At 71.3% G+C, this 20,532-nt stretch carries 20 protein-coding genes; 11 read left to right on the plus strand and 9 right to left on the minus strand.

Translation table 11 applies throughout. The features are described 5' to 3' along the window. Positions 1-258: 258 nt before the first annotated feature. From ACRX5W_RS00765 to edd, 5 genes are all read right to left on the minus strand, one after another. On the minus strand, positions 259-924 hold the full coding sequence (locus ACRX5W_RS00765) for a DedA family protein (protein ID WP_436785905.1): 666 nt from the start codon (positions 922-924) through the stop codon (positions 259-261). A gap of 139 nt (positions 925-1,063) precedes the next feature. Continuing rightward, positions 1,064-1,339, minus strand: a complete 276-nt coding sequence (locus ACRX5W_RS00770; protein WP_436785906.1) for a hypothetical protein — start codon at positions 1,337-1,339, stop codon at positions 1,064-1,066. 193 nt (positions 1,340-1,532) lie between these two features. Further along, positions 1,533-2,198, minus strand: coding sequence for a bifunctional 4-hydroxy-2-oxoglutarate aldolase/2-dehydro-3-deoxy-phosphogluconate aldolase (gene eda, locus ACRX5W_RS00775; RefSeq protein WP_436785907.1), 666 nt, complete (start codon positions 2,196-2,198; stop codon positions 1,533-1,535). Continuing rightward, complete coding sequence (glk, locus tag ACRX5W_RS00780; RefSeq protein ID WP_436785908.1) at positions 2,195-3,214, minus strand: glucokinase; 1,020 nt, start codon at positions 3,212-3,214, stop codon at positions 2,195-2,197. The genes eda and glk overlap by 4 nt, the downstream gene beginning before the upstream one ends. Beyond that, positions 3,211-5,103, minus strand: coding sequence for a phosphogluconate dehydratase (gene edd, locus ACRX5W_RS00785; protein ID WP_436785909.1), 1,893 nt, complete (start codon positions 5,101-5,103; stop codon positions 3,211-3,213). The genes glk and edd overlap by 4 nt, the downstream gene beginning before the upstream one ends. 145 nt (positions 5,104-5,248) lie before the next feature. Here edd and ACRX5W_RS00790 point away from each other — a divergent pair, with 145 nt between their 5' ends. The 6 genes from ACRX5W_RS00790 (at position 5,249) to ACRX5W_RS00815 (ending at position 10,423) form a co-directional block, all read left to right on the plus strand. Further along, positions 5,249-6,469 (plus strand): ROK family protein, encoded by a 1,221-nt coding sequence (locus ACRX5W_RS00790; RefSeq protein ID WP_436785910.1) that lies wholly within the window; start codon positions 5,249-5,251, stop codon positions 6,467-6,469. A gap of 248 nt (positions 6,470-6,717) precedes the next feature. Next, positions 6,718-7,674 (plus strand): pirin family protein, encoded by a 957-nt coding sequence (locus ACRX5W_RS00795; RefSeq protein ID WP_436785911.1) that lies wholly within the window; start codon positions 6,718-6,720, stop codon positions 7,672-7,674. 415 nt (positions 7,675-8,089) lie between these two features. Continuing rightward, the gene (locus ACRX5W_RS00800; RefSeq protein WP_436785912.1) at positions 8,090-8,371 is read left to right on the plus strand and encodes a hypothetical protein; all 282 of its coding nucleotides are present in this window, start codon (positions 8,090-8,092) and stop codon (positions 8,369-8,371) included. Continuing rightward, positions 8,368-9,045 (plus strand): hypothetical protein, encoded by a 678-nt coding sequence (locus ACRX5W_RS00805; protein WP_436785913.1) that lies wholly within the window; start codon positions 8,368-8,370, stop codon positions 9,043-9,045. The genes ACRX5W_RS00800 and ACRX5W_RS00805 overlap by 4 nt, the downstream gene beginning before the upstream one ends. Before the next feature lie 153 nt (positions 9,046-9,198). Continuing rightward, entirely contained in the window at positions 9,199-9,462 is a 264-nt protein-coding gene (locus ACRX5W_RS00810; protein ID WP_231779291.1) for a hypothetical protein, read from the plus strand. Between the two features lie 190 nt (positions 9,463-9,652). Continuing rightward, positions 9,653-10,423: an endonuclease/exonuclease/phosphatase family protein gene (locus tag ACRX5W_RS00815; protein WP_436785914.1), complete on the plus strand. Its 771-nt coding sequence runs from the start codon at positions 9,653-9,655 to the stop codon at positions 10,421-10,423. On the opposite strand, the gene ACRX5W_RS00820 is transcribed toward ACRX5W_RS00815, so the two are convergent. From ACRX5W_RS00820 to ACRX5W_RS00835, 4 genes are all read right to left on the minus strand, one after another. Beyond that, the gene (locus tag ACRX5W_RS00820) at positions 10,420-10,827 is read right to left on the minus strand and encodes an ADP-ribosylation/crystallin J1 (RefSeq protein WP_436785915.1); all 408 of its coding nucleotides are present in this window, start codon (positions 10,825-10,827) and stop codon (positions 10,420-10,422) included. The genes ACRX5W_RS00815 and ACRX5W_RS00820 overlap by 4 nt on opposite strands. Before the next feature lie 168 nt (positions 10,828-10,995). Further along, on the minus strand, positions 10,996-12,096 hold the full coding sequence (locus ACRX5W_RS00825) for an SDR family NAD(P)-dependent oxidoreductase (protein ID WP_436785916.1): 1,101 nt from the start codon (positions 12,094-12,096) through the stop codon (positions 10,996-10,998). Between the two features lie 397 nt (positions 12,097-12,493). Next, a complete protein-coding gene (locus ACRX5W_RS00830; protein WP_436785917.1) occupies positions 12,494-13,639 on the minus strand; it encodes a hypothetical protein in 1,146 nt (381 codons plus the stop codon). A 110-nt stretch (positions 13,640-13,749) separates the two neighbouring features. Then, positions 13,750-14,496 carry a sigma 54 modulation/S30EA ribosomal C-terminal domain-containing protein gene (locus ACRX5W_RS00835; protein WP_436785918.1) on the minus strand — a complete coding sequence of 249 codons (747 nt, stop codon included), beginning with the start codon at positions 14,494-14,496 and terminating at the stop codon, positions 13,750-13,752. 188 nt (positions 14,497-14,684) lie between these two features. On the opposite strand from ACRX5W_RS00835, the gene ACRX5W_RS00840 reads away from it, so the two are divergent. The 5 genes from ACRX5W_RS00840 (at position 14,685) to ACRX5W_RS00860 (ending at position 20,470) form a co-directional block, all read left to right on the plus strand. Further along, positions 14,685-15,128 (plus strand): RrF2 family transcriptional regulator, encoded by a 444-nt coding sequence (locus ACRX5W_RS00840; RefSeq protein WP_436785919.1) that lies wholly within the window; start codon positions 14,685-14,687, stop codon positions 15,126-15,128. Positions 15,129-15,203: 75 nt separating this feature from the next. Beyond that, the gene (locus ACRX5W_RS00845; protein ID WP_436785920.1) at positions 15,204-16,403 is read left to right on the plus strand and encodes a globin domain-containing protein; all 1,200 of its coding nucleotides are present in this window, start codon (positions 15,204-15,206) and stop codon (positions 16,401-16,403) included. Between the two features lie 332 nt (positions 16,404-16,735). Next, positions 16,736-18,625: an Ig-like domain-containing protein gene (locus ACRX5W_RS00850; protein ID WP_436785921.1), complete on the plus strand. Its 1,890-nt coding sequence runs from the start codon at positions 16,736-16,738 to the stop codon at positions 18,623-18,625. Positions 18,626-18,770: 145 nt separating this feature from the next. Continuing rightward, positions 18,771-19,694: an ATP-grasp domain-containing protein gene (locus tag ACRX5W_RS00855; protein ID WP_436785922.1), complete on the plus strand. Its 924-nt coding sequence runs from the start codon at positions 18,771-18,773 to the stop codon at positions 19,692-19,694. Continuing rightward, on the plus strand, positions 19,691-20,470 hold the full coding sequence (locus ACRX5W_RS00860) for an ATP-grasp domain-containing protein (protein WP_436785923.1): 780 nt from the start codon (positions 19,691-19,693) through the stop codon (positions 20,468-20,470). Before ACRX5W_RS00855 ends, ACRX5W_RS00860 begins: the two co-directional genes overlap by 4 nt. The last annotated feature ends 62 nt before the right edge of the window (positions 20,471-20,532 follow it).

Here is a 20,532-nt window from a genome sequence, read left to right on the forward strand (position 1 = left end):
GAGCCGGCTATCGCCACCACGACTGCGAAACGCGCGAAAAGTACGTCCCGCACCGCGCGGTGCGGGACGTTCGTCGTGTCGGGACCGGCCCCGGCGACGGCTTGCTGCGGTGGGTCAGGCGGGGCGCCTGCCGTGGTTGGCGCGGTTCTTCCGGCGGGTCTTCCGTTTCCTGGTCTTCTTGGACACGGTGTCTCCCCTCGACGGTGCCGGTGCGTTACCCCTACGCAACCTGCTTTATCCGTAAGGGAGTTGCGCTGTTCACCGGCGGGAGCACAGCCACGGGCCGACCGGTCGGGGGTCCGCGGGTGCCGCCGGGGCCGGATTCGCTGCGGCGGTACGGGACTTGCGGCGGCGCAGGGCGTACCCGGCGTACACGACCAGGCCCACCACGACGACCGCGGCGCCGGCGATGCTCGCCGCCGTACCGATGCGCTGTTGTACCGCGAGGCCCGCGAAGTGGCCGACCGACACAAAGGCCGCCGCCCAAATCGCCGCGACGGGTATCTGGGTGAGCCAGAAGGTGCGGTACGGCACTTCGGCGCGTCCGGCCAGGCGGGGCGCGAAGGTCCGCAGCCCGGCGATCCACTGCGCGACCGCGATCGACCATACGCCGTGCCGGGCGACCATCTGCTCCGCCCGAAGCACGGTCTTGTGCAGGCGGCTGGACGTGTGTGTCCGGGTGCTGTCGTGGTGCCGCCCGCGCAGGTAGGCGAGTTGCCCGCCGAGCACCGCGGCGGCGATCGCGACGGGGAAGGCCGCCGCGAGCGGCACGTCGCCCAGGCGTGTGGTCAATCCGAGTGCGACCAGCAGGGTCGAGCCGGGGAGCAGGAGTCCGAAGAGCAGCGCCGATTCGGCGACCACCGCTGCCCCGATGACCGCGAGTACCAGCGGCGCGGGCAACACGCTGACGATGTCGTGGACCACGCGAGGCCTCCGTCCCGGCAAACCGGTTCCCACAACGGTCAGCAACGGCGGGCGGAAGGCTGTTCCCGGAAGTCCAGTGAGCTACTTCATATCGGACTCCCCGGATTTTTTGCCTCGTTCTCGACATCGGTGGGAGGCATCACGGGCAGAACTTCTTCTCGGCTTCGATCGGGTTCGTGGGAATCCGCAGCGAGGTGCGGGGGAAAGCGCCTGTGAGGTTCTTCCAGAAGCGCGACCACGACATGGGCTCGCGCGTGGCGCGGCGCAGTTCGGCGATCTCCGCGCACCGCAGGGCGTTGCGGGCCGCGGCGATCTTGGCGGCGTCGAGGTTGCGCATGTCGATCGGGACGCCGTCGGGGACGAAGTGTTCACGGGTGCCGCGCGGAATGACGAGGCGGCCCGTGGCCGGGAGCATCGCTCGCGACCACGGGCCGGCCCCGGAAACGGGAAGGCCCGCTCTCCTCGCCGAAGAGCGGGCCGATCGCGGTGTCAGATAGGCCGAACCCTCATACGGCCTATCAAGGGGAGTCGAACCCTCATACGACTCGTTCCGCGGTCCGTACCCCTGACGCACCTCAGGGCAGAGCGCGTCAGGGGACGTTTCTGTGTCAGACGGGGGTGCCTCCCGCCTGTTTGTCGCGCAGATGCGCGGCCTCGCGGGCCAGCGTCTCCACGCGGTGCCAGTCCCCGGTGCCGACGGCGTCGGCCGGCAGCATCCAGGAGCCGCCCACGCATGCCACGTTGGGCAGGGCGAGGTAGGCGCGCGCACTGGCCGGGGTGATCCCGCCGGTGGGGCAGAAGCGTACGTCCGGCACAGGCGAGGCCAGTGACTTCAGATACGGTGCTCCGCCCGCGGCTTCCGCCGGGAAGAACTTCATCTCGCGTACGCCGAGCTCGCGCAGGCGCAGCACTTCCGACACGGTCGAGGTGCCCGGCAGGAACGCGAGCCCCGTGTCGCGCAGCGCGCCGAAAAGGGTCTCGGTGCAGCCCGGGGTCACCAGGAAGTTCGCGCCCGCGTCGGCGGCGGCCTTCGCCTGAGCGGGAGTCAGGACGGTGCCGGCGCCGACGTACGCGCCTTCGACTTCCGCGGCGATGCGTTCGATCGCGCCGAGCGCTGCCTCGGTGCGCAACGTCACCTCGACCGCGGTGAGACCGCCCGCGACGAGTGCGCGGGCCAGGGGCACCGCGGCGGCGACGTCGTCGACGACGACCACGGGCACGACCGGCGCAAGGTCCAACGGCGAACTCGGCGACGCTTGATGACGGGTCGTCATGCCGCCACCGCCGTCTCGCTGCGGCTGTGCGCTTCGAGCCAGGCCCGGGCGCCCAGCAGCGCCGGGTAGGGCGCGGTCACCAGCACGGTGGGGATGCGGTGCAGGTACGCCGCCATCGTCGGGTTGTTCTCGAAGCTTTCCCGGAACTCGCTCGCCACCAGCAGTTCCGCGATGCGCGGCAGGACGCCGCCGGCCAGGAAGACCCCGCCGCGCGCGCCGAGCGTCAGTGCGACGCTGCCCGCGAAGGTGCCGAGCAGGCGGCAGAAGGACTCGATCGTGGCGGTGCAGAGCTGGTCGGTGCCGGCCAGAGCGCGGCTGGAGATGTCGGCGGGCGACAGAGCCTCGATGGGCTCGCCTTCGGCCTGGGCGACGAAGCGGTAGAGCCGGGTGAGGCCGGGGCCGGACAGCACGTGCTCGGCGGTGACCAGGCCCACCCCGCGCTCGCCGCGCAGCATGTCGATGGCCTCGGCGTCGTCGCCGTGCCCGGGGCGCAGCAGCATGTGGCCGCCTTCGCCGGGCAGCGGGACCCAGCCTCCGCCCGGTACCGGCACCAGCCCGGCGACGCCGAGCCCGGTCCCCGGGCCGAGGACCGCCATCGGCAGTGCGGTGTCGGGGCGGCGGTCTCCGATCACGAGGATGTCGTCGTCGCGCAGATGCGGCAGCGACCAGGCCAGCGCCTCGAAGTCGTTGATGAGGTGCAGCTCGTCGACCCCGAGGCGACGGCGGGTCTCCGAGACCGACAGTGCCCACGAGCCGTTGGTGAACCGGAAGTGGTCCCCGGTGACGGGCCCCGCGACGGCCGCGCACATCGCGCTCGGCCGCCCGGTCACGCCCATGCCGTCGAGGTACGCGCCGACCGCCGACTCCAGGTCGCGGTGTTCGGAGGTGCGCAACACGAGGATGCGCTCGGCGCGCCCGCCGGGGCGGGTGATCAGCCCGAAGCGGGCGTTGGTGCCGCCGATGTCGGCGACCAGCCAAGGGCGTTCGGCGGACGGCAGCGGGAAGTCGTGGGTCATCGCGCACCTCCCACCGCGTAGTCCAGCGGGCTGCCGACGGTGCCCGCGCCCAAGTCGGCCGCGCCCACCTGGGCGCGCAAGGCGGCAAAGAGCTCGCGTCCGGTGCCTGTCCACTCGTCGGCTGCGGGCGGGGCACCGGTGGCGTCGCGGGCGGCGAGCTCGTCAGCGGGTACGCCGAGGATCAGTGTGCCGGTGACGGCGTCGACGGTGACCGGGTCGCCGTCGCGTACACGGGCCAGCGGCCCGCCGACGGCGGCTTCGGGCGTGCAGTGGATCGCTGCCGGGATCTTGCCGGACGCGCCGGACAGGCGCCCGTCGGTGACCAGGGCGACCGCGTGCCCGCGGTCCTGGAGCACGCCCAGCGCGGGGATGAGCTTGTGGAGCTCCGGCATGCCGTTCGCGCGCGGGCCCTGGTAGCGCAGGACGGCGACGACGTCCCGGTCCAGCTCGCCGGCCTCGAACGCGGCGGTGAACGCGGCCTGTCCGTCGAAGACGCGGGCGGGGGCGGTGACCGTGTGGTGGTCGGGTGAGACGGCCGACACCTTGATCACCGCGCGGCCGAGGTTGCCGTCGAGCATGCGCAGACCGCCGTCGGGCGCGAACGGGTCGTCGTACGGCCGCAGCACGTCGGTGTCCAGGCTCTTCGCGGGCCCGTCGCGCCACACGAGTCCGCCCTCGGAGAGATATGGCTCCTGCCGGTAGCGGTCCAGGCCGGGGCCCGCGACCGTGCGCACGTCGGCGTGCAGCAGGCCACCGTCGAGGAGTGTGCCGATCAGGAAGGCCGTGCCGCCTGCGGCGTGGAAGTGGTTGATGTCCGCCGGCCCGTTGGGGTACATGCGCGCCAACAGCGGGACCACGGTGGACAGTTCGGCGAAGTCGTCCCACGTCAGCCGGATCCCCGCGGCGGCGGCGATCGCGACGAGGTGCAGGGTGAGGTTTGTGGAGCCGCCCGTCGCGAGCAGGGCGACGACGGCGTTGACGAGTGCCTTCTCGTCGACGACCTCGGCGATCGGGGTGTACTCGCGTACCAGTGTGTCCGGGGCGCCGAGCCCGGTGGTCGCGGTGACCCGGGCGCCCGCGGCGTCGGTCAGCGCGGCCCGCAGAGGCTGGTCGGGGTGCACGAAGCTGGCGCCCGGCAGATGAAGGCCCAGCACCTCCATGAGGAGCTGGTTGGTGTTGGCGGTGCCGTAGAAGGTGCAGGTGCCGATGCCGTGGTACGCCTTGGCCTCGGCGTCCAGCAGCTCCTCGCGTGTGGCCTTGCCCTCCGCGAAGCGCTGGCGTACGCGCGCCTTCTCCTTGTTGGGCAGCCCCGACGACATCGGCCCGGCCGGCACGAACACCGTCGGCAGGTGGCCGAACGACAGGGCACCGATCACCAGGCCCGGCACGATCTTGTCGCACACGCCGAGCATGAGCGCGCCGTCGAACATGTCGTGGGCGAGGGCGACCGCGGTGGCCATGGCCACGATGTCCCGGGAGAACAGGGACAGCTCCATGCCGTCGCGGCCCTGCGTGATGCCGTCGCACATGGCGGGTACGCCGCCGGCGAACTGGGCGACGCCGCCGGACGCGGCGACCGCGGTCTTGAGGCGCTCGGGGTAGTCGCGCAGCGGCTGGTGGGCGGAGAGCATGTCGTTGTAGGACGAGACGATCGCCACATTGGGGCGCTCCGGGCCTTGGGGGCCGGAGCCGCGCATCGTCAGCTTCTCCTGCGGGGAGCAGGCGGCGAAGCCGTGGGCGAAGTTCGCGCAGCCGAGACCGGTGCGGGCGGGACGCCGGGACGCCGCGGCCGCCACCCGTTCCAGGTACGCCGACCGAGTGGCGGCACTGCGGCGGGCGATGCGCTCCGTCACTGCGGCCACGGTCGGGTGGATCGTCTGCTCGTTCACGTCTCGCTGCCCCTCGGGGAAAACCCTTCCGGGATCAAACTATGGTCACTTTTGCCTGTTGGCAAGCAAAAGAGTGACGCTCGGACGTAGAAGAAGTGAACTTCGGGCTTTGACCGGGGTAAAAGGGTGCTGGTTCACTGTCTATATGGCCCGACGCGCGAACCCCCTTCCGCACAGCAGCGCGGGCGACGTCCTGCAGTTGGTGCGGGACGGCGAGGCCGCGACGCGGGCCGACGTGGCCCGGCTGACCGGCCTGTCGCGCTCCGCTGTCGCCGCGCGTGTCGACGATCTGGTCGCGGTCGGCCTGCTCGCGGAACGCGCCGACGGGGTCTCCACCGGCGGACGCCCGCCGATGCGCCTGGAGCTCAACGCGGGCGGCGGGCTGGTGTTGGCCGCGTCGCTCGGCACCAGCCGCGGGCAGCTCGCGGTGTGCGACCTGACGGGCACCGTTCTTGCCACGCGCGACACCGCGATGGCCGCGGGCAGCGGCCCCGAGGCGGTGCTGTCACGGCTGCCCGCGTGGTTCGACGCGCTGCTGGCGGACGAGGGCTACGACCCGGAGTCGGTGCGCGGCATCGGTGTCGCGGTGCCCGGCACCGTCGAGCTGGCCACCGGCCGCGCGGTCGGGCCGCCGAGCCTGCCGGGCTGGGACGGGGTCGCGATCGCGCCCGTCCTGCAACGTCGCTGGCCGGTCCCCGTCTACGTCGACAACGACGTGAACGTGATGGCGCTGGGCGAATACCGCACGCGGGGTGATGCGGGAGACCTGGTGTTCGTCAAGGTGTCCACGGGCATCGGCGCCGGCATCGTGTCCGAGGGGCGGGTCTACCGGGGGGCGCTCGGCGCGGCAGGCGAGATCGGCCACATCCCGGTCGCCGGCGGACGGGGCGTGCGGTGCTGGTGCGGCAACGTCGACTGCCTCGAAGTGCTGGCGAGCGGCCGCCACCTGGTCGAGACGCTGGCGGCACACGGCGCGCCGGTGACCGGCGTTCGCGATGTGGTCGCCTTGGCGGGCGCGGGCCATCCCGAGGCGGTGCGCCTGGTCCGCGAGTCGGGCCGCTTGCTCGGCGAGGTCCTGGCGAGTGTGGTGAACATCCTCAACCCCGCCGTCGTGGTGCTGGGCGGCGACCTGGCCGACGCGGGCGACCCGTTGCTGGCGGGCGTGCGCGAGGTCGTCTACCGCCGCTCGACGGCCGTGGCCACGCGCGAACTGGGCATCGTCGCCAGCCGCCTCGGCGAGCAGGCCGGCCTGGCGGGTTGCGGCTTCCTGGCCCTCGACCGGATCCTCGCGCCGGAGGCGGTGGACGCGACGCTGGCCCGGCACGCCGCGCAGAGCCGCCCGGTCGACGACGCGGTCCCGGCCTGAGGCACGGGCGGGGGCGACTGATCCCGCGTGCGTGAAAGCCGCGTTTTCTGAGGCTGTCACGCGTTTCGACGACCGGTCCGCCTGCCGCCCACGCGGTCGCCGCCGCCGCCCGCGCCGCATCCCGGTGCCGCCGCCATGGCCGCGGTTGACCGCTCGCGCCCGCCCGCGGCCTCCGGGAATGTTGACGGCTCAACTATCGTTGTCCGCGTCAGCCCCGGAGATGCCGGGCTCGGAATCGAGGAGGCCCCATGCCTGCCGTGACGGTGGAAAACCCGCTGGCCCTGCCGCGCCTGCCCAAGCCCGCCGAGGGAAGCCGGCCGCGCAAGGTGGTCCAGGTGGCCACCGCGCCGAGCGGCCTGGAAGGAGAGGGCTTCCCGGTCCGCCGCGCGTTCGCGGGTGTCGACCAGGCCCGTCTTGACCCGTTCATCATGATGGACCAGATGGGCGAGGTGGATTACGCGCCCGGTGAGCCCAAGGGGACGCCGTGGCACCCGCACCGAGGCTTCGAGACGGTGACGTACCTCATCGACGGAACCTTCCGCCACCAGGACTCCGCCGGAGGCGGCGGGCTCATCACCGACGGCGACACGCAGTGGATGACCGCGGGGTCGGGGCTGCTGCACATCGAGGCGCCGCCGGAGGAACTGGTGGTCAGCGGCGGTCTGTTCCACGGCATCCAACTGTGGGTCAACCTGCCGTCCGCGAAGAAGATGAGCGACCCGCGCTACCAGGACATCCGCGCCGGCAGCGTCAAGCTGCTCAGCACCGAGGACGGCGGCGCGCTCGTACGGCTGATCGCCGGATCCGTCGCGGGCTTCGACGGGCCGGGCATCACGCATACGCCGATCACGCTCGTGCACGCCTCGGTGAACCCGGGCGCGCGGCTCGAACTGCCTTGGCAGCGCGACTACAACGCACTGGTGTACGTGCTGTCGGGGGCCGGAACGGTCGGTGCCGAGCAGCGGCCGCTGCGCAGCGGGCAGACGGCGGTCTTCGGCGACGGCGACACGCTTGAACTGCGTGCCGACGCCACGCAGCAGGGCAACACGCCGAACCTGGAAGTGATCATCCTGGGCGGCCTGCCGATCAGGGAGCAAATCGCCTGGTACGGGCCGTTCGTCATGAACACCCATGCCGAACTCGCCCAGGCGTTCGATGATTTCCGGTCGGGTCGGATGGGCAACATCCCTGCAGGGCAGGTCTGACCGGACCGGCCCCGGGGGAGCCGTTGTCGAGGCAGCCGCGCAGGCGGGGCCGCGGGCACGACGCCCGCGGCCCCGTTTGTCGTGTCGGCAGGGGCGACTCGTGTGTGGCGCGGAATAGTCGTCAAATCCGCACATGGATCTGACGGTTAGTCAGGTGCCTTAAGCTGTCCGGGTGGTGCGTGAGAGCGCGCGCCCAGGCTGCGGCGTGCGCCGGTATGCGCACCCCTTGACGGTGCCCGACCGTCTGGCCACACTGAGCAAGGCCAACCGGTAGATACCGGTTTGTAGGAATATGCATCTCATTCCACGGGGGGATGGGAGCGAACGACAGCCGTACTACCGCGACAGCCACCCGGGGGCGGAAGATGTCTCAGGTGAGGGACGAGTCGCGATATCGGGCGGGAGGCGGGGGCTGATGGCCGACTCGCCGTGGCGGAAGAGCATTCGCGAAAGCACCGTCAAGAACCGTGTGAACACGGCCAATTGGGCCGCGAAGACCATCGTCCACTCGGAGATCGTCACCGCGGCGATCCTCGGGGCGGCGGCGATCGTCGCCGTGGTGTTCCACCTGCGCGGTGACGATTCCAAGGGTGAGTGGCTCGGGATCGCGATCGCCCTGCCGTGGGTGCTCGCCGCCGTACGCCACCGCCGCATCTGCAAACCCTGCCCGCACAGTGGGAAGGGCGGCGGAGCGTGAGCGGGACCGGCTCCGAAGGGAACGGCAAGCGGTCGTCGCGGGGCTTCGGTCGGGGCGCGGGTCGGCGTACGCCCAAACCCTCCCCGGCACCGCAGCCCCGCCCGGCATGGCGGCCGAAGGGCTCACCGCAGGCACCCGGTCCGCCCGCGTCCGGCGGCACCTCCGCAGGCACGCCGCAGCGCCGCACCCCCCCGTCGCGCGGCACCGGTGCGCGCACGACCCGCCGGACCACGCGCGGCAGCAGCACGGCCAAGCCCGGCACCGACGGCACCGCGGCCGGACAGCCGGCCGCCAGGGAAAGCCAACGGCGGCGGCTCCCAGGACAGTTCCTCCCCCCCGGTGGGACGCGCGGCAACAACGCGGACGGCGACCAGGCCGGCCCCGGGCAGGGCGGGCCGGAGCAGTCGGGCGCGCGGGGCGGCGGGTGGAGCGTGCCGGGCACGTACACCGCCGTCGACTACTTCATGATGATCCCGGGTTTCGCAGTCGCCTGGTACGGCGGCCAGTTGATCCGCGAGTGTGCCGCCGAGACGCGGGGCTTGGTCGCGTTCGCCCTGTGGCTCGTCATCGGTTTCTGGGTCACGCTGGCGACCGCGCGCTGGCCGACGCTCCGCATGCTGCGCTGGGCGTGGGTCCTCGCGGGGGTACTCGGCGCAGTTTGGACTCCCGGATGACGCGCGGCAGTCCGGCGCCGAACTTCGACGGCGAATTCGCTGCTGTGCTCACCGTGATTCACCGATATTCACCGTTGCGAAAGGCACGCCGCCCCATGAGCCGGGGTAGGCCACCGCACACAGGGATCCACAGCGCTGGACCGGAGGGGAACCATGAACACGCCACTCGCCGCCTTCATCGCCGCACCCGAGGACACCACGACGGTGGGTCAAGGGGTGACGATCGGCGTTCCGATCATCATCATCTTCATCCTCTTCTACATGGTGACCCACAAGGGTTACAAGATGGGCGGACTGATCCTCGCCTTCGTGGCCGGCGTGATGCTTTCCGGGACGGCGGCGGCGGGTTCGCTGTCGCAGCTCGTGGAGGCCGTGGTCAACGCGGGTGTCAACGGCGTCACCGACGTCTTCCGCTGACCGGTCGCGCGGCGGACCGCAACACCGGGTCGGCCCCGGGGAGTTCCGCCGTCGGTGATCCGGCGCGAAGACGACGGAGTGTTCGTACAGTCCGGGTGCGTCCTCGGCGCGCACCCGTTTTCCCGGAGGTCGACGCCTGTTGACGCCCCTGATCGGTCCAGCCACGGGGGCGGACGGCTGCGTGCACGTCATGACGTTCAATCTGCGCGGCCCCGAGGATCCGGCGCCGCACCGTTGGGCGGACCGGCGCTCGGTGGTCGAGGAACTGCTGCGCGCCGAACAGCCGACCATCCTTGGGACGCAGGAAGGCCGCTGGCCGCACATCCGCGACCTGGCCGAGGCATTGCGGCCCACGCACGACTGGGTCGGACTGGGGCGGTCCGGCGGCAGCCGCTCCGAATACACCGCGATTTTCTACGACTTCGTCCGACTGGAATTGCTCGCTTATGACCATATCTGGCTGTCATCGATTCCGAAATTGATCGGATCGCGGACGTGGGGCAACATCCGGCACCCGCGCATGCTGACGTGGGCGGCGTTCCTCGATCGCGCGACGGAACGCGAATTCGCCGTGGTCAACACGCACTTCGACCACGTCTCACCGCTTGCCCGGACACGCAGCGCCCATCTCGTACGCCGCCTCACCACGCGCAAACTGCACCGCGCCCGGCGGCCGGTGCTGCTGACGGGTGACTTCAACGCCGGGCCCGGCTCGCGGCCGTACGAAGTGCTCACCCACGACGGGCTGTTCCGCGACACGTGGACCGGCGCTCCGGAGCGGATCGGCCCCGACGTGCGGACCTGGAACGGCTATACCGACCCGGCGCCGGGGCCGCGGATCGACTGGATTCTGGCCGACCGGCGGTGGCGGGTCGAGCGCGCGGCGGTCAACACCTCGCGGCCGGACGGGCTGCACCCGTCGGACCACTGGCCCGTTCAGGCGCTGGTCCGGCCGGTCTAGCGGCCACTCCGAGTGTCCTGCGGTGGGTCGTCCGCACGGAACTCCCGGACCACCTCGATCAATCCGACGATGTGCGCGTTGAACTCGTCGAGCTCTGCCGCGGGCACCCACAGTTCGAGGATCGTCTCGCCGCCCACCTGCTGCACCGGATAGCGGGCCAGGAACGCGGTGTCGACCTCGAAGCGCGTCACGTGGCCCGAACCGCTCGCCGGGACGTTCCAGTCGCGGGCGATCCGGATCGCGTAGTCCTCGTTGAGCACCGGGTAGAAGATCGGCTGCTCGGGCAGCCGCGGCGGCCACGCACGCCAACCGGACGCCGCGACCAGGGCAAGCTCCTCCGGGCCGGTGGGGCGCCACAAGGTGGTGGTCGCCGCGGTCCTCGCGCCGTGCGTGCCTCGCGTCATCGTCAGCTCCGGTTGCTCTCAGGATGAGAACAATTGTTGCGGGTGACGATGCCTGACGGCGAGGCGTTTTCGGGCTCCCGGTGCGCGGGCCGGGCGAACCCACCTGAGGCCGCTGGTCGTTGTGCCGTGCGACGGGCGAGCAGCCGATGAACTCCCCTTGAGAACCGCTCAGTTGGTACTCCTCAGGTGGATGTCGTGGTCGGCGGTGTCGCGCTCCTTGGCCTCTGGCTGGTTCCAGCGCCGCGCGGCGCGTTCGCCGAGTGTGGTGACGCGGTCCGTCCAACCGGGGTTGGCGGCGCGGGCCACCGAGCCCGACACCTCGTCGCCGACCGAGCCGGCCGCCGCCTCGGGCAGCATCCGGGAGGCGAACGACACCAGGCGCACGGTGGTCGCCGGGGCGAGGCCGTGCAGGCGTACGGCCGCCTTCGCCGCCGGGGTGAGCACCAGTTCCGGGCGCCGCCGGGCCGCCGCGCGGACGATCGCGCGCGCCGCGCGTTCCGCGTTCATCGACAACAACGGCATCGTCGCGGCGGCCGAGAACCACGCGTACTCGCGTTCGTACCGGCCGCCGAACCTCGCGGACCGGTGCGATCCGGTGCGCATCAGCCCCGGCACCACGGTTGTCACCGACACGCCGGACCCGGCGAGTTCGGCGCGCAGGCCTTCGGAGAAGCCGACGGCGGCGAACTTCGCACTGACGTACGGCAGCAGGTGCGGCGCGGCGATGCGCCCGCCGATGGAGGTGATGTTGACGATCCGGCCGTCGTCCTGTTCGCGCATGGCGGGGAGGAGCGCGAGCGTCAGGCGCATCGGGCCGGTGAACATGATGTCCATCGCCGATTCGAACTGCTCCGGCGTCACGTCCTCGACGGGGGCGACCGTGATGATTCCCGCGTTGTTGACGAGGATGTCGACCGTGCCGAGCTGCTCGGTCACCATCTCGGCGAGCCGGTCGACCTGGTCGGCCATGCCGATGTCGCACACGAAGCTCGCGACTTCCCGCCCGGTGTCGCGGCGGATGATGTGGCCGGCCCTGGTCAGTTCGTTCTCGTCGCGCGCGCAGATGGCGACGTTCACGCCCTGACCGGCGAGTTCGCGGGCGATGAGCAGGCCGAGTCCGCGCGAACCACCGGTGACCAGTGCGGTCTTGCCGGTCAGATCCACGTCCCGGTCGCGGTCGCTTCGAGACTCGCGCTGCGACTCCGCACGCGTCGAGCCCTCCCGTGCCGGCCCTTCCCGCGACGACAACGACGGCTTTCGCCCAGCCATGAAAAACCTCCCGCACTTGTGGCCTGGCCCCGTGCCATGACAGGCGGCTGTCCGGCGGGGGCCGGGCGAAACGGCCGGATGCGGGGGCGCGGGCACGAAGGCGTCCGCTCACCGGTACACCAGCGCCAGCACGGTGAAGTAGATCAATGCGGCCACGATCAGGGCCATGACCACGACGAACGCTGTTCTCACCGAGGCTCACCCGCCTTCCCGCAGCACGCTGCGGCGAGCCGGGCACCGCTGTCGCGAGGGTTGTTCGGGCGCTTCTGCGGCGGCAGGCCGTCCGGCGGCGTCGGCTCGCCGGCCTCGGGCTTCCCGACCCGCGCGGCTACCCGCAGGACTGCGGACGACACGGACCGCGAGAGAGGAGGTCGACTCGCGCGTGCGGCCGGTGCGGTCAGCGGCGTGCCGTGCGGCGCAGCCAGGCGACGGCACCGAGCAGACCGAGTGTGCCGAATGCGGCTGCGGCCCACACCCAGGGCGGCGTGCCGGCCGAGTCCGCGTCGGACGCGGTGCCGGAGACCTCGGGAGGAGCGGGCGACGCCGGGAGCACTCCGGGCGCGGGCGCGGCGAGAGTGCTCGGTGCGACTGATGTGACGGGTGTGCTTGGTGTGCTTGGTGTGGCTGGTGGCGCGGCCGGTGCCGTGTCCGGCGCGGGGGAGGGAGCCGGCGCCGGGGGCGCGGGCGCGGCGGGGGCCGGGTTCCGTACCGACTCCGGGCGGTTGTCGCCGGTGAGGACGACCCGCCACAGCACGCTGTTCTCGCCCTCGGTGCCGAAGACGACCGACGTGCCGTCGGAGGTGAAGGTGACCGACTCGCCCTGCCTCTGCCGGGGCGTGTCGACCGAGCCGGTCCCGTCGCCCGGTGCCGAGAACATGTCCGAGCCCAGGTAGCTGCGCAGGATGAAGCGGCTGCCGTCGGGTGCGTACGCGCCGTCGGTCACCAGGACCGGAGCGTCGGCGATGCGGGCGAAGGCGGTGACGGCGCCTTCGCGCAGCGGGCCATCGGGGGTGTAGAGGCCGCCGCCGAGGACGCCCTTGCTCGCGATCGTGACCTGGCCGGTGATCGGGTGCACCAACAGTGCCTCGGCGTCGCGGGGCCCGTCCTCGTATGCGACGGGGAAGTGCGCGGGCGTGACCGTCGCGTCCCGCAAGACCTCGGGCTCCGGGATGCGGTAGATCGAGACCGTCTTCCGCTTCGCGTCGTTGTCGCCGATGTCGCCGACGAACAGCGCCGGGGCCCCGTGCTCGTCGGGGCCCGCCGCCATGGCCTCCCAGTCGACGGCCTTCACTCCGGCCAAGGTTACGGTCGCCAGCACCCGGCCGTCCGGGCCGACCGCGAACAGTTGCGGCTTGCCGCCGCTGTCGTTGTGCGTCCAGTAGACCCCGGGGTGCCGCGAACTGGCGGCCAGACCGCTGGACTCCGTGATGCGGTCGTCGCCGATGGTCAGCACTTTGCCGTCGCCGGTCGCGGCGCCGGCTCCCGGACCGGCCCCGGCCACGCACAGCGCGACCGCCCCCGCGACTGTGATCACGCGCCTCATGCGGACAGCCTTTCAGCTTCTCCGCGTTGCCGCTGTTCGCCGGGACGGGCGGGCGGCCGACGGCGGGGCGTACGCCGGACTCCGTCGGCCGCGTGCGACAGCGCGAGCGGTCAGGCGCCCTGTATCAGCCCGAACCCGCCGCTGAAGCGCCGGTAGAGCACCCGGCCGCGGCCGTACTCGGGGTCGGCGTAGAACAGGTAGGGGAGTTCGGCCGCCACCGCCCGCGCCAGCGCCTGGGCGTCGGTCAGCCGTTCCGCGGCGCGCGCGCTGAGGGTCAGCGGTACACCGCGCTTGTCGTGCGGAGGCGGGGCGTCGACCGTGCGGGCCAGCCGGTAGCCGGTCGGGCCGACGCGGAAGACGGCCGCGTCGGTCTCGGTGGCCGGGTCGGTGAACAGATGGACGTCGTAGTCCATGGCGTCCATCGTGCGTGCGGCGGCGTCGGGTGAACACCACACCAGTTCCGGCGACTTGACGCGGACGATCGCCGCCTCGCCGAGCGGCGCGGCGGGCGGGACGGCCGAGCCGGGGCCGGTGTCCGGGCGCGGCCACGACCGTGGTTTCCACGGCGCGGTCGCCTCGGCTACCCGCTCGCGCATGCCCTCGGCGAGGCGGTCGACGGCAGCGCCCGCGCCTGCGGCGATGCGCTGCACGCGTACCCGGCGGCCGTTGACCTCGGCGGCGACCTGGGCCAGGACGGCGGCGCCCGGGGGCAGGCCGGTCAGCCGCACGCGGACCGCCTCCACCACGGCGTTGGTGCCGTCGACGGCGGCCTCGACGGCCGAGACGATGCGGGCCCGCGCGCCCGCTGCGATGTCCTGGGCCGACCCGGCGACCCTGACTGTGATGTTCACGCCCACGCGTCCGACCTTCCCCATCGACTCCGGCGGGCCCGGTGCCCGCGACGCGATGATCATGGTGCCCGACACAGGGGCGCAACAGGGCCGAACGGCCCAATCGGTCGCCAAATGCGCGCCGTTGGGCGTTTGACATAGGTCACACGCCCCCAAATACGAATCTTGGATGCGTATTTGATAGCGTCCCGAATGTGCGGCTGACGAAGTTCACCGACCTGGCGCTCCGTGCCGTGATGCGCCTGGCGGTCTCCGGGGGAGACCCGGCGCTGACCACCCGGGAGGTGGCGGCGGCGGTGGATGTGCCGTACACGCACATGGCCAAAGCCGTTTCCCGGCTGAACGAACTGGGTGTCGTGCACGCCCGGCGCGGGCGCGGCGGCGGCCTGGAGCTGACCGTGCTCGGGCACCGGGCGTCGGTCGGCTGGCTGGTACGCGAGCTGGAAGGCAAGGAGGAGGTGGTCGAGTGCGAGGGGGACTCGCCCTGCCCGTTGCGTGGTGCGTGCCAGCTGCGCAGGGCGCTGCGTGACGCCCAGGAGGCCTTCTATGCCTCGCTCGACTCGCTGACCGTCGCGGACCTGGTGTCCCGGCCGACCGGCCCGATACTGCTCGAACTCGGCGGCCCCGACCGGGGCTGAGCCCTGCTCCACCTGCTCGGAGTGGCGGTCTCGCACGCCTAAATACGAAGATCATTTACCAATTTGGAGGACGCTGTGCTGTCGGAGCAATCGATCCCGCTCATCCGCGCCACGCTGCCCGCCGTCGGTGCCGCCCTCGGCGAGATCACCACGCGCTTCTACGCGGGGATGTTCCAGGCCCACCCCGAACTGCTGCGCGACCTGTTCAACCGGGGCAACCAGGCCAACGGCGAGCAGCAGAAGGCGCTCGCCGGATCCATCGCGTCGTTCGCGACCCTGCTCGTCGAGCGGCCCGACGCCCGCCCGGACGCGATGCTCTCCCGGATCGCCAACAAGCACGCGGCGCTGGGCGTCACCTCCGAGCAGTACAAGATCGTCCACGAACACCTCTTCGCCGCGATAGTCGACGTGCTCGGTGACGCGGTCACCCCCGAGGTCGCCGCCGCCTGGGACGAGGTGTACTGGCTCATGGCCGGCGCCCTCATCGCGGCCGAAACCCGCCTTTACCAGGAGCGCCGACTCGCCGAAGGCGACGTGTGGCGGCGGATGGAGATCACCGAACGGAACGAAGAGACCGCCGACGCCGTCTCGTTCGTCCTGCGCCCCGCCGACGGTAGCGCCGCCGAATCGTTTCGGCCCGGCCAGTACGTCAGCGTCCAAGTCGAACTCCCCGATGGTGCACGGCAGATCCGGCAGTACAGCCTGTCGTCCGCACCGGGCCGCGGGCAGTGGCGCATCACCGTCAAGCGCGTCCACGAGCCGGCCGCCCCCGATGGCGAGGTCTCCACGTGGCTGCACCGCAACGCGCGCGTGGGCACCGTCCTGACCACCTCGGCGCCGTTCGGCGACCTGGTCCTCCCGGACGGCGACGGCCCGCTCCTCCTGGCTTCCGCCGGCATCGGCAACACCCCGATGCTCGCCATGCTCGACCACCTGGCGGCCACCGGATCCCCCCGCCGGGTCACCGTCGTGCACGCCGACCGCAGCCCGGCCGAGCACGCCCACCGCGACGAACACCGGCGCTTGGCCGAGGCGTTGCCCGACGCCGCACTGCACGTGTGGTACGAGGAACCCGGCGACGCCGACCTCGGCACCGCCTCCTTGGGCCAGGCCGACATCAGCGCACTCGAACTCCCTGACAACCTGACCGCCTACCTCTGCGGTCCGCTGCCCTTCATGCGCGCCGTCCGCGCCGCCCTGCTCGGCCGGGGCGTGCCCGCCGCCTCGATCCACTACGAGGTCTTCGGTCCAGACCTGTGGCTCGGCCAGGCGTAGCCGCGACCCGGCAGGGCCCGCTTCCCGCAGGCCCTGCTCCGCCTCGTCGGCCGCCGATCACGACCTGATGGGCGCGCCGGCCGGCTCGGCAGGAACACTTCGTCCCAAGCCACAGGCGCGCACAGGCGCCGCTGCGGGAGTTGCTCCATCTGCCACACGAGCGTCCGCCGTTTGCCGAGGGCAAATGACACGAACAGCCCCCCGTTTTGCCAGGTTTCGTCACTAATTCTCATGCTACGTTCCTGCCCGCGCGCCGCCTATGAACAGGCAGCGGCTGCTGCATCGCAGGGTCGATCCAGGCGCGTACCGGCCTGAATACAAGGAGAGTTCTGGTGACCAGGACCGCACTGTCGAGGCGCCCCCTCGGGGTGGTGCTTTCGACTGTGGCACTTGCCGGGGCGTTCAACGTCTCGGCGTCGTTTGCCCCGGCAGCAGCCCAACCGTTGTGTTCAACGGCGAACGTTCTTGATGACAGCCACTTCGAGATCGACGCCAACGCCAACCTGGTCGTCAACGGCCCGGCGGCCACCTGCATCGACTGGCTCACCGGCGGCACGGGCTCCGCCTTCCGCAACGGCGTCCTGGTGAAGCGCGACCGGCCCAGCGGGGCCAACGACAACTCCTTCGGGCAAGGCACCGCCGAGAACAACCCGAACCCCACGATCGTGACCGGCTCGATCCCGCCCAACAAGAGTGACCTGCTGACCTTCGGTGTCCACACCGAGAACAACACGACGCCGAAGTTCCTCGAACTGTTCTGGCAGCGGGTCAACAGCCCCCAGGGCACGACCAACATGGACTTCGAGCTGAACCAGAAGTTCTGCGATCCGATGGGGACGCCCACGAACTGTGCGAACAACGGATCCGTCGAGACCGCGACTCCGGTCCGCACCGCGGGCGACAAGCTGATCACGTACGACCTCTCCCGCGGCGGCACCGTCGCGACCATTTCCATCCGCGAGTGGACCGGCTCGGTTTGGGGCCCTGCGGACGTCATCAGCGACGGCGCCAACCCGGACGCGCTGGGCTCGGTCAACACCACCTCGATCCCGGCCAACCAGGCCGGCGGCACGATCGCGGCCGGCGGCCTCGGCCCGCTGGACCCCTTCACGTTCGGCGAGGCGGCGATCTCCTTCGACGCGCTCTTCCCGCCCGGGAGCGACTGCCGGACGTTCGGCTCGGCCTACGTCAAGAGCCGGTCCTCGGACTCGTTCAACTCCGAACTGAAGGACTTCATCGATCCCCAGCGGGTCAGCATCAGCAACTGCACGTCCCTGATCACCACGGCCACCGAAAGCGTGACGATCGGCAGCCCGATCAGCGACACCGCCACGCTGGCCGGGGGCGTCAACCCGACCGGGACGATCACCTTCCGCCTCTACGCCGACGCGCAGTGCAGCACCACGCCGGTCTTCACCAGCACCGTCAACGTGAACGGCAACGGCAACTACCCCTCCGGGCAGTTCACCCCGACGGCTGTCGGCACCTACTACTGGACCGCCCAGTACAGCGGTGACGCGAACAACTCCGGATCCACGACCGCCTGCGGCGACCCCGACGAACAGTCGGTGGTGACCAGGACGCAGCCGTCGATCACCACGGATCTGTCCGCCGACTCGATCACCATCGGCGAATCGGCCTTCGACACCGCGCAGTTGGCCAACGCGACCGCGGACGCGGGCGGCACGGTCACCTACTCCGTGTTCACCGACATGGTCTGCACTCAGGGTGAGCGCGACGCGGGCACCGTGACCGTCACGAACGGAGTCGTGCCCAACTCGGACACTCTGACGTTCGACACGCTCGGCACCTTCTACTGGCAGGCCAGCTACAGCGGCGACGCCAACAACGAACCCGCGACGAGCACTTGCGAGAGCGAGCCGCTGATCGTGGGCAAGGCAGACTCGGACATCTCGACCGAGCAGTTCATGTACCCGCAGGACAGCACCACGGTGACCGCCACGTCTGGCGGGCAGCCGACCGGGGATGTCATCTTCCGCCTGTTCGGCCCCAACGACCCGGCCTGCTCCAACGCCGTCTACACCGAGACGGTGGGCCTGAACAACGGCCAGGCCGCGACGAACAACACCACCTTCGCGGTGAACGCCGCCAACCAGGGCGCGTACCACTGGACGGTCGCGTACGGCGGTGACGCCACGCACAACGGCGTGACCAGCGAGTGCGGCGTGGAGCACTCCACCATCAGCGTCACCAACGGCTGACGCCCGCGACACGGTCGGCCGCCTGTCCACACAGGCGGCCGACCGTTCTGCTATGCGGCCTTGTGCCCGGCGTCCTCCGTGAAACGAACGGCCGCACGGTCACCGGCAGACCGCCGAACCCCGGGTGTCGGCCGGGTGATCGGCCGTGAAACGGTGGTCGATCGCGGGGCACGAGCGGTGGGTGGGGATATTGCGGCTCTGTTTTCTGATCGAGGAGCAGTACCGGGGCGACAGCATGCCTCTCGACGTCGCCAGGCATCTCGGCGTGCTCGGGCACGAGGTCGACATCGTCGAAGCCGGACGATCGGTCGTCGATCTCGACGCGCTGCTCGGTGCCGGGCACGACGCATGGGTCCTGAAGACGGTGTCCGGCGGGCCGGGTCTCACCCTCTTGAGCGCGGCGGCGGCGGTCGGCATCACGACGATCAACAACGCGCGTTCGGTCCACGCCGTACGGGACAAGGCCATCGCGGCGGCGCTCGCACGCCGACACGGATTGCCTTTTCCGACAACCTCCTTCGTCGCGTCGGCGGACACGCTCGCCCAACTCGACTTCTCCTGCGGTGCCTTGGTCGTCAAGCCCGTGGGCGGCAACTCCGGCCGGGCAGTGCACGTGGTGCGCAGCCACGGCGAACTGGCTCGCCTGCGTGGGCACTTGCGCGATGAGGGATTCCTGATCGTGCAGCCCTACATCCCGAACCACGGTGTCGACTACAAGGTGTACAGCCTCGGCGGCGAACTCCACGCGACCGTGCGAACGTCACCGCTTCACCCCGAACGCCGCGTCATACCGCGCGAAGTGCCGCTGCCCGACGACCTCGCCGAGACGGTCACGCGCATCGGACAGGTCTACGGGCTGGACTTGTTCGGCGTCGACGCCGTCGAAGGGCCGGACGGATGGGTCGTCGTCGACGTCAACGACTTCCCGAGCTTTCGGGCCGTCCCCGACGCCGTCGCGCGCGTCTCCCAGACGCTCCTGCGGTTGGCCGGGGCCGCACCGGGAGTCTTCGTACCACCGCAACCCACGGAGATCCTGCGGGAGTTGAGCACGGACATCGTGCCCCTGTGAGAATCCGCATCGTCTGCGACCGCCCGGGACACCCCACCCTGGCCGCCTTCGCCTCGCTCGCGCGCGCGAACGGCCACCATGCGGAGTTCGTCGCCCCGACCACCGAGGTCTCGAACGTCGAAGACGCAGACCTGTACCTGCTCAAGACCCGGGTACGCGAGGCGCTGCCGCTTTGGCGCCGCGCCGAGTCGGCGGGTGTCCCCGTCATCAACTCCGTTGCCGCGACCGAGGCTTGCCTGGACCGGCGCGAGATGGCCCGCGTCGCCCGCGCGGCCGGTCTCCCGTTCCCGGAGACGCGCACGCTGGACGGTGCCGCCCGGGTCGCCGACCACGCCGGCTCCGGCACCTGGATCCTCAAAAGCCGCCACAGCCACCGCGGCAACCCCCACCCGGCCGTCGGCACCGCGGAGGAACTGGCGCGCGCACGCTGGCCGGACGAGCCTGTCGTCGTCCAACGCTTCCACCCCGGCGACGGCTGGGACCACAAGTTCTGGGTCGTGGGCGACCGCGTCTTCGCGGGCCTCCGCCGTCCGCCCCGGCGAGTCGCCGCCCCTAAGCACACCCATCCGGTCGCGTGGGACACCGTCCCCCCGACCTGGCGCCGCCTCGTCCACACCACCGGGCGGGCCTTCGGCCTCACCATCTACGGGGTGGACATCATCGCCGCTCCCCATGGCCCCGTCATAGTCGACGTCAACGCCTTCCCCGGCCTCCGCAGCATCCCCGATGCCCCACAGGCCCTCGTCGAACTCTCAGGCGCCACAGCGCCCCGGTGACGGTCGGGCTCCGTCACCGGGGCACAGGCCCCGGCGGCCCCACGTGCCGTGGGGGGGGGGGG

The sequence above is a fragment of the Yinghuangia sp. YIM S10712 genome (assembly GCF_051388935.1).
GTDB lineage: Bacteria > Actinomycetota > Actinomycetes > Streptomycetales > Streptomycetaceae > Yinghuangia.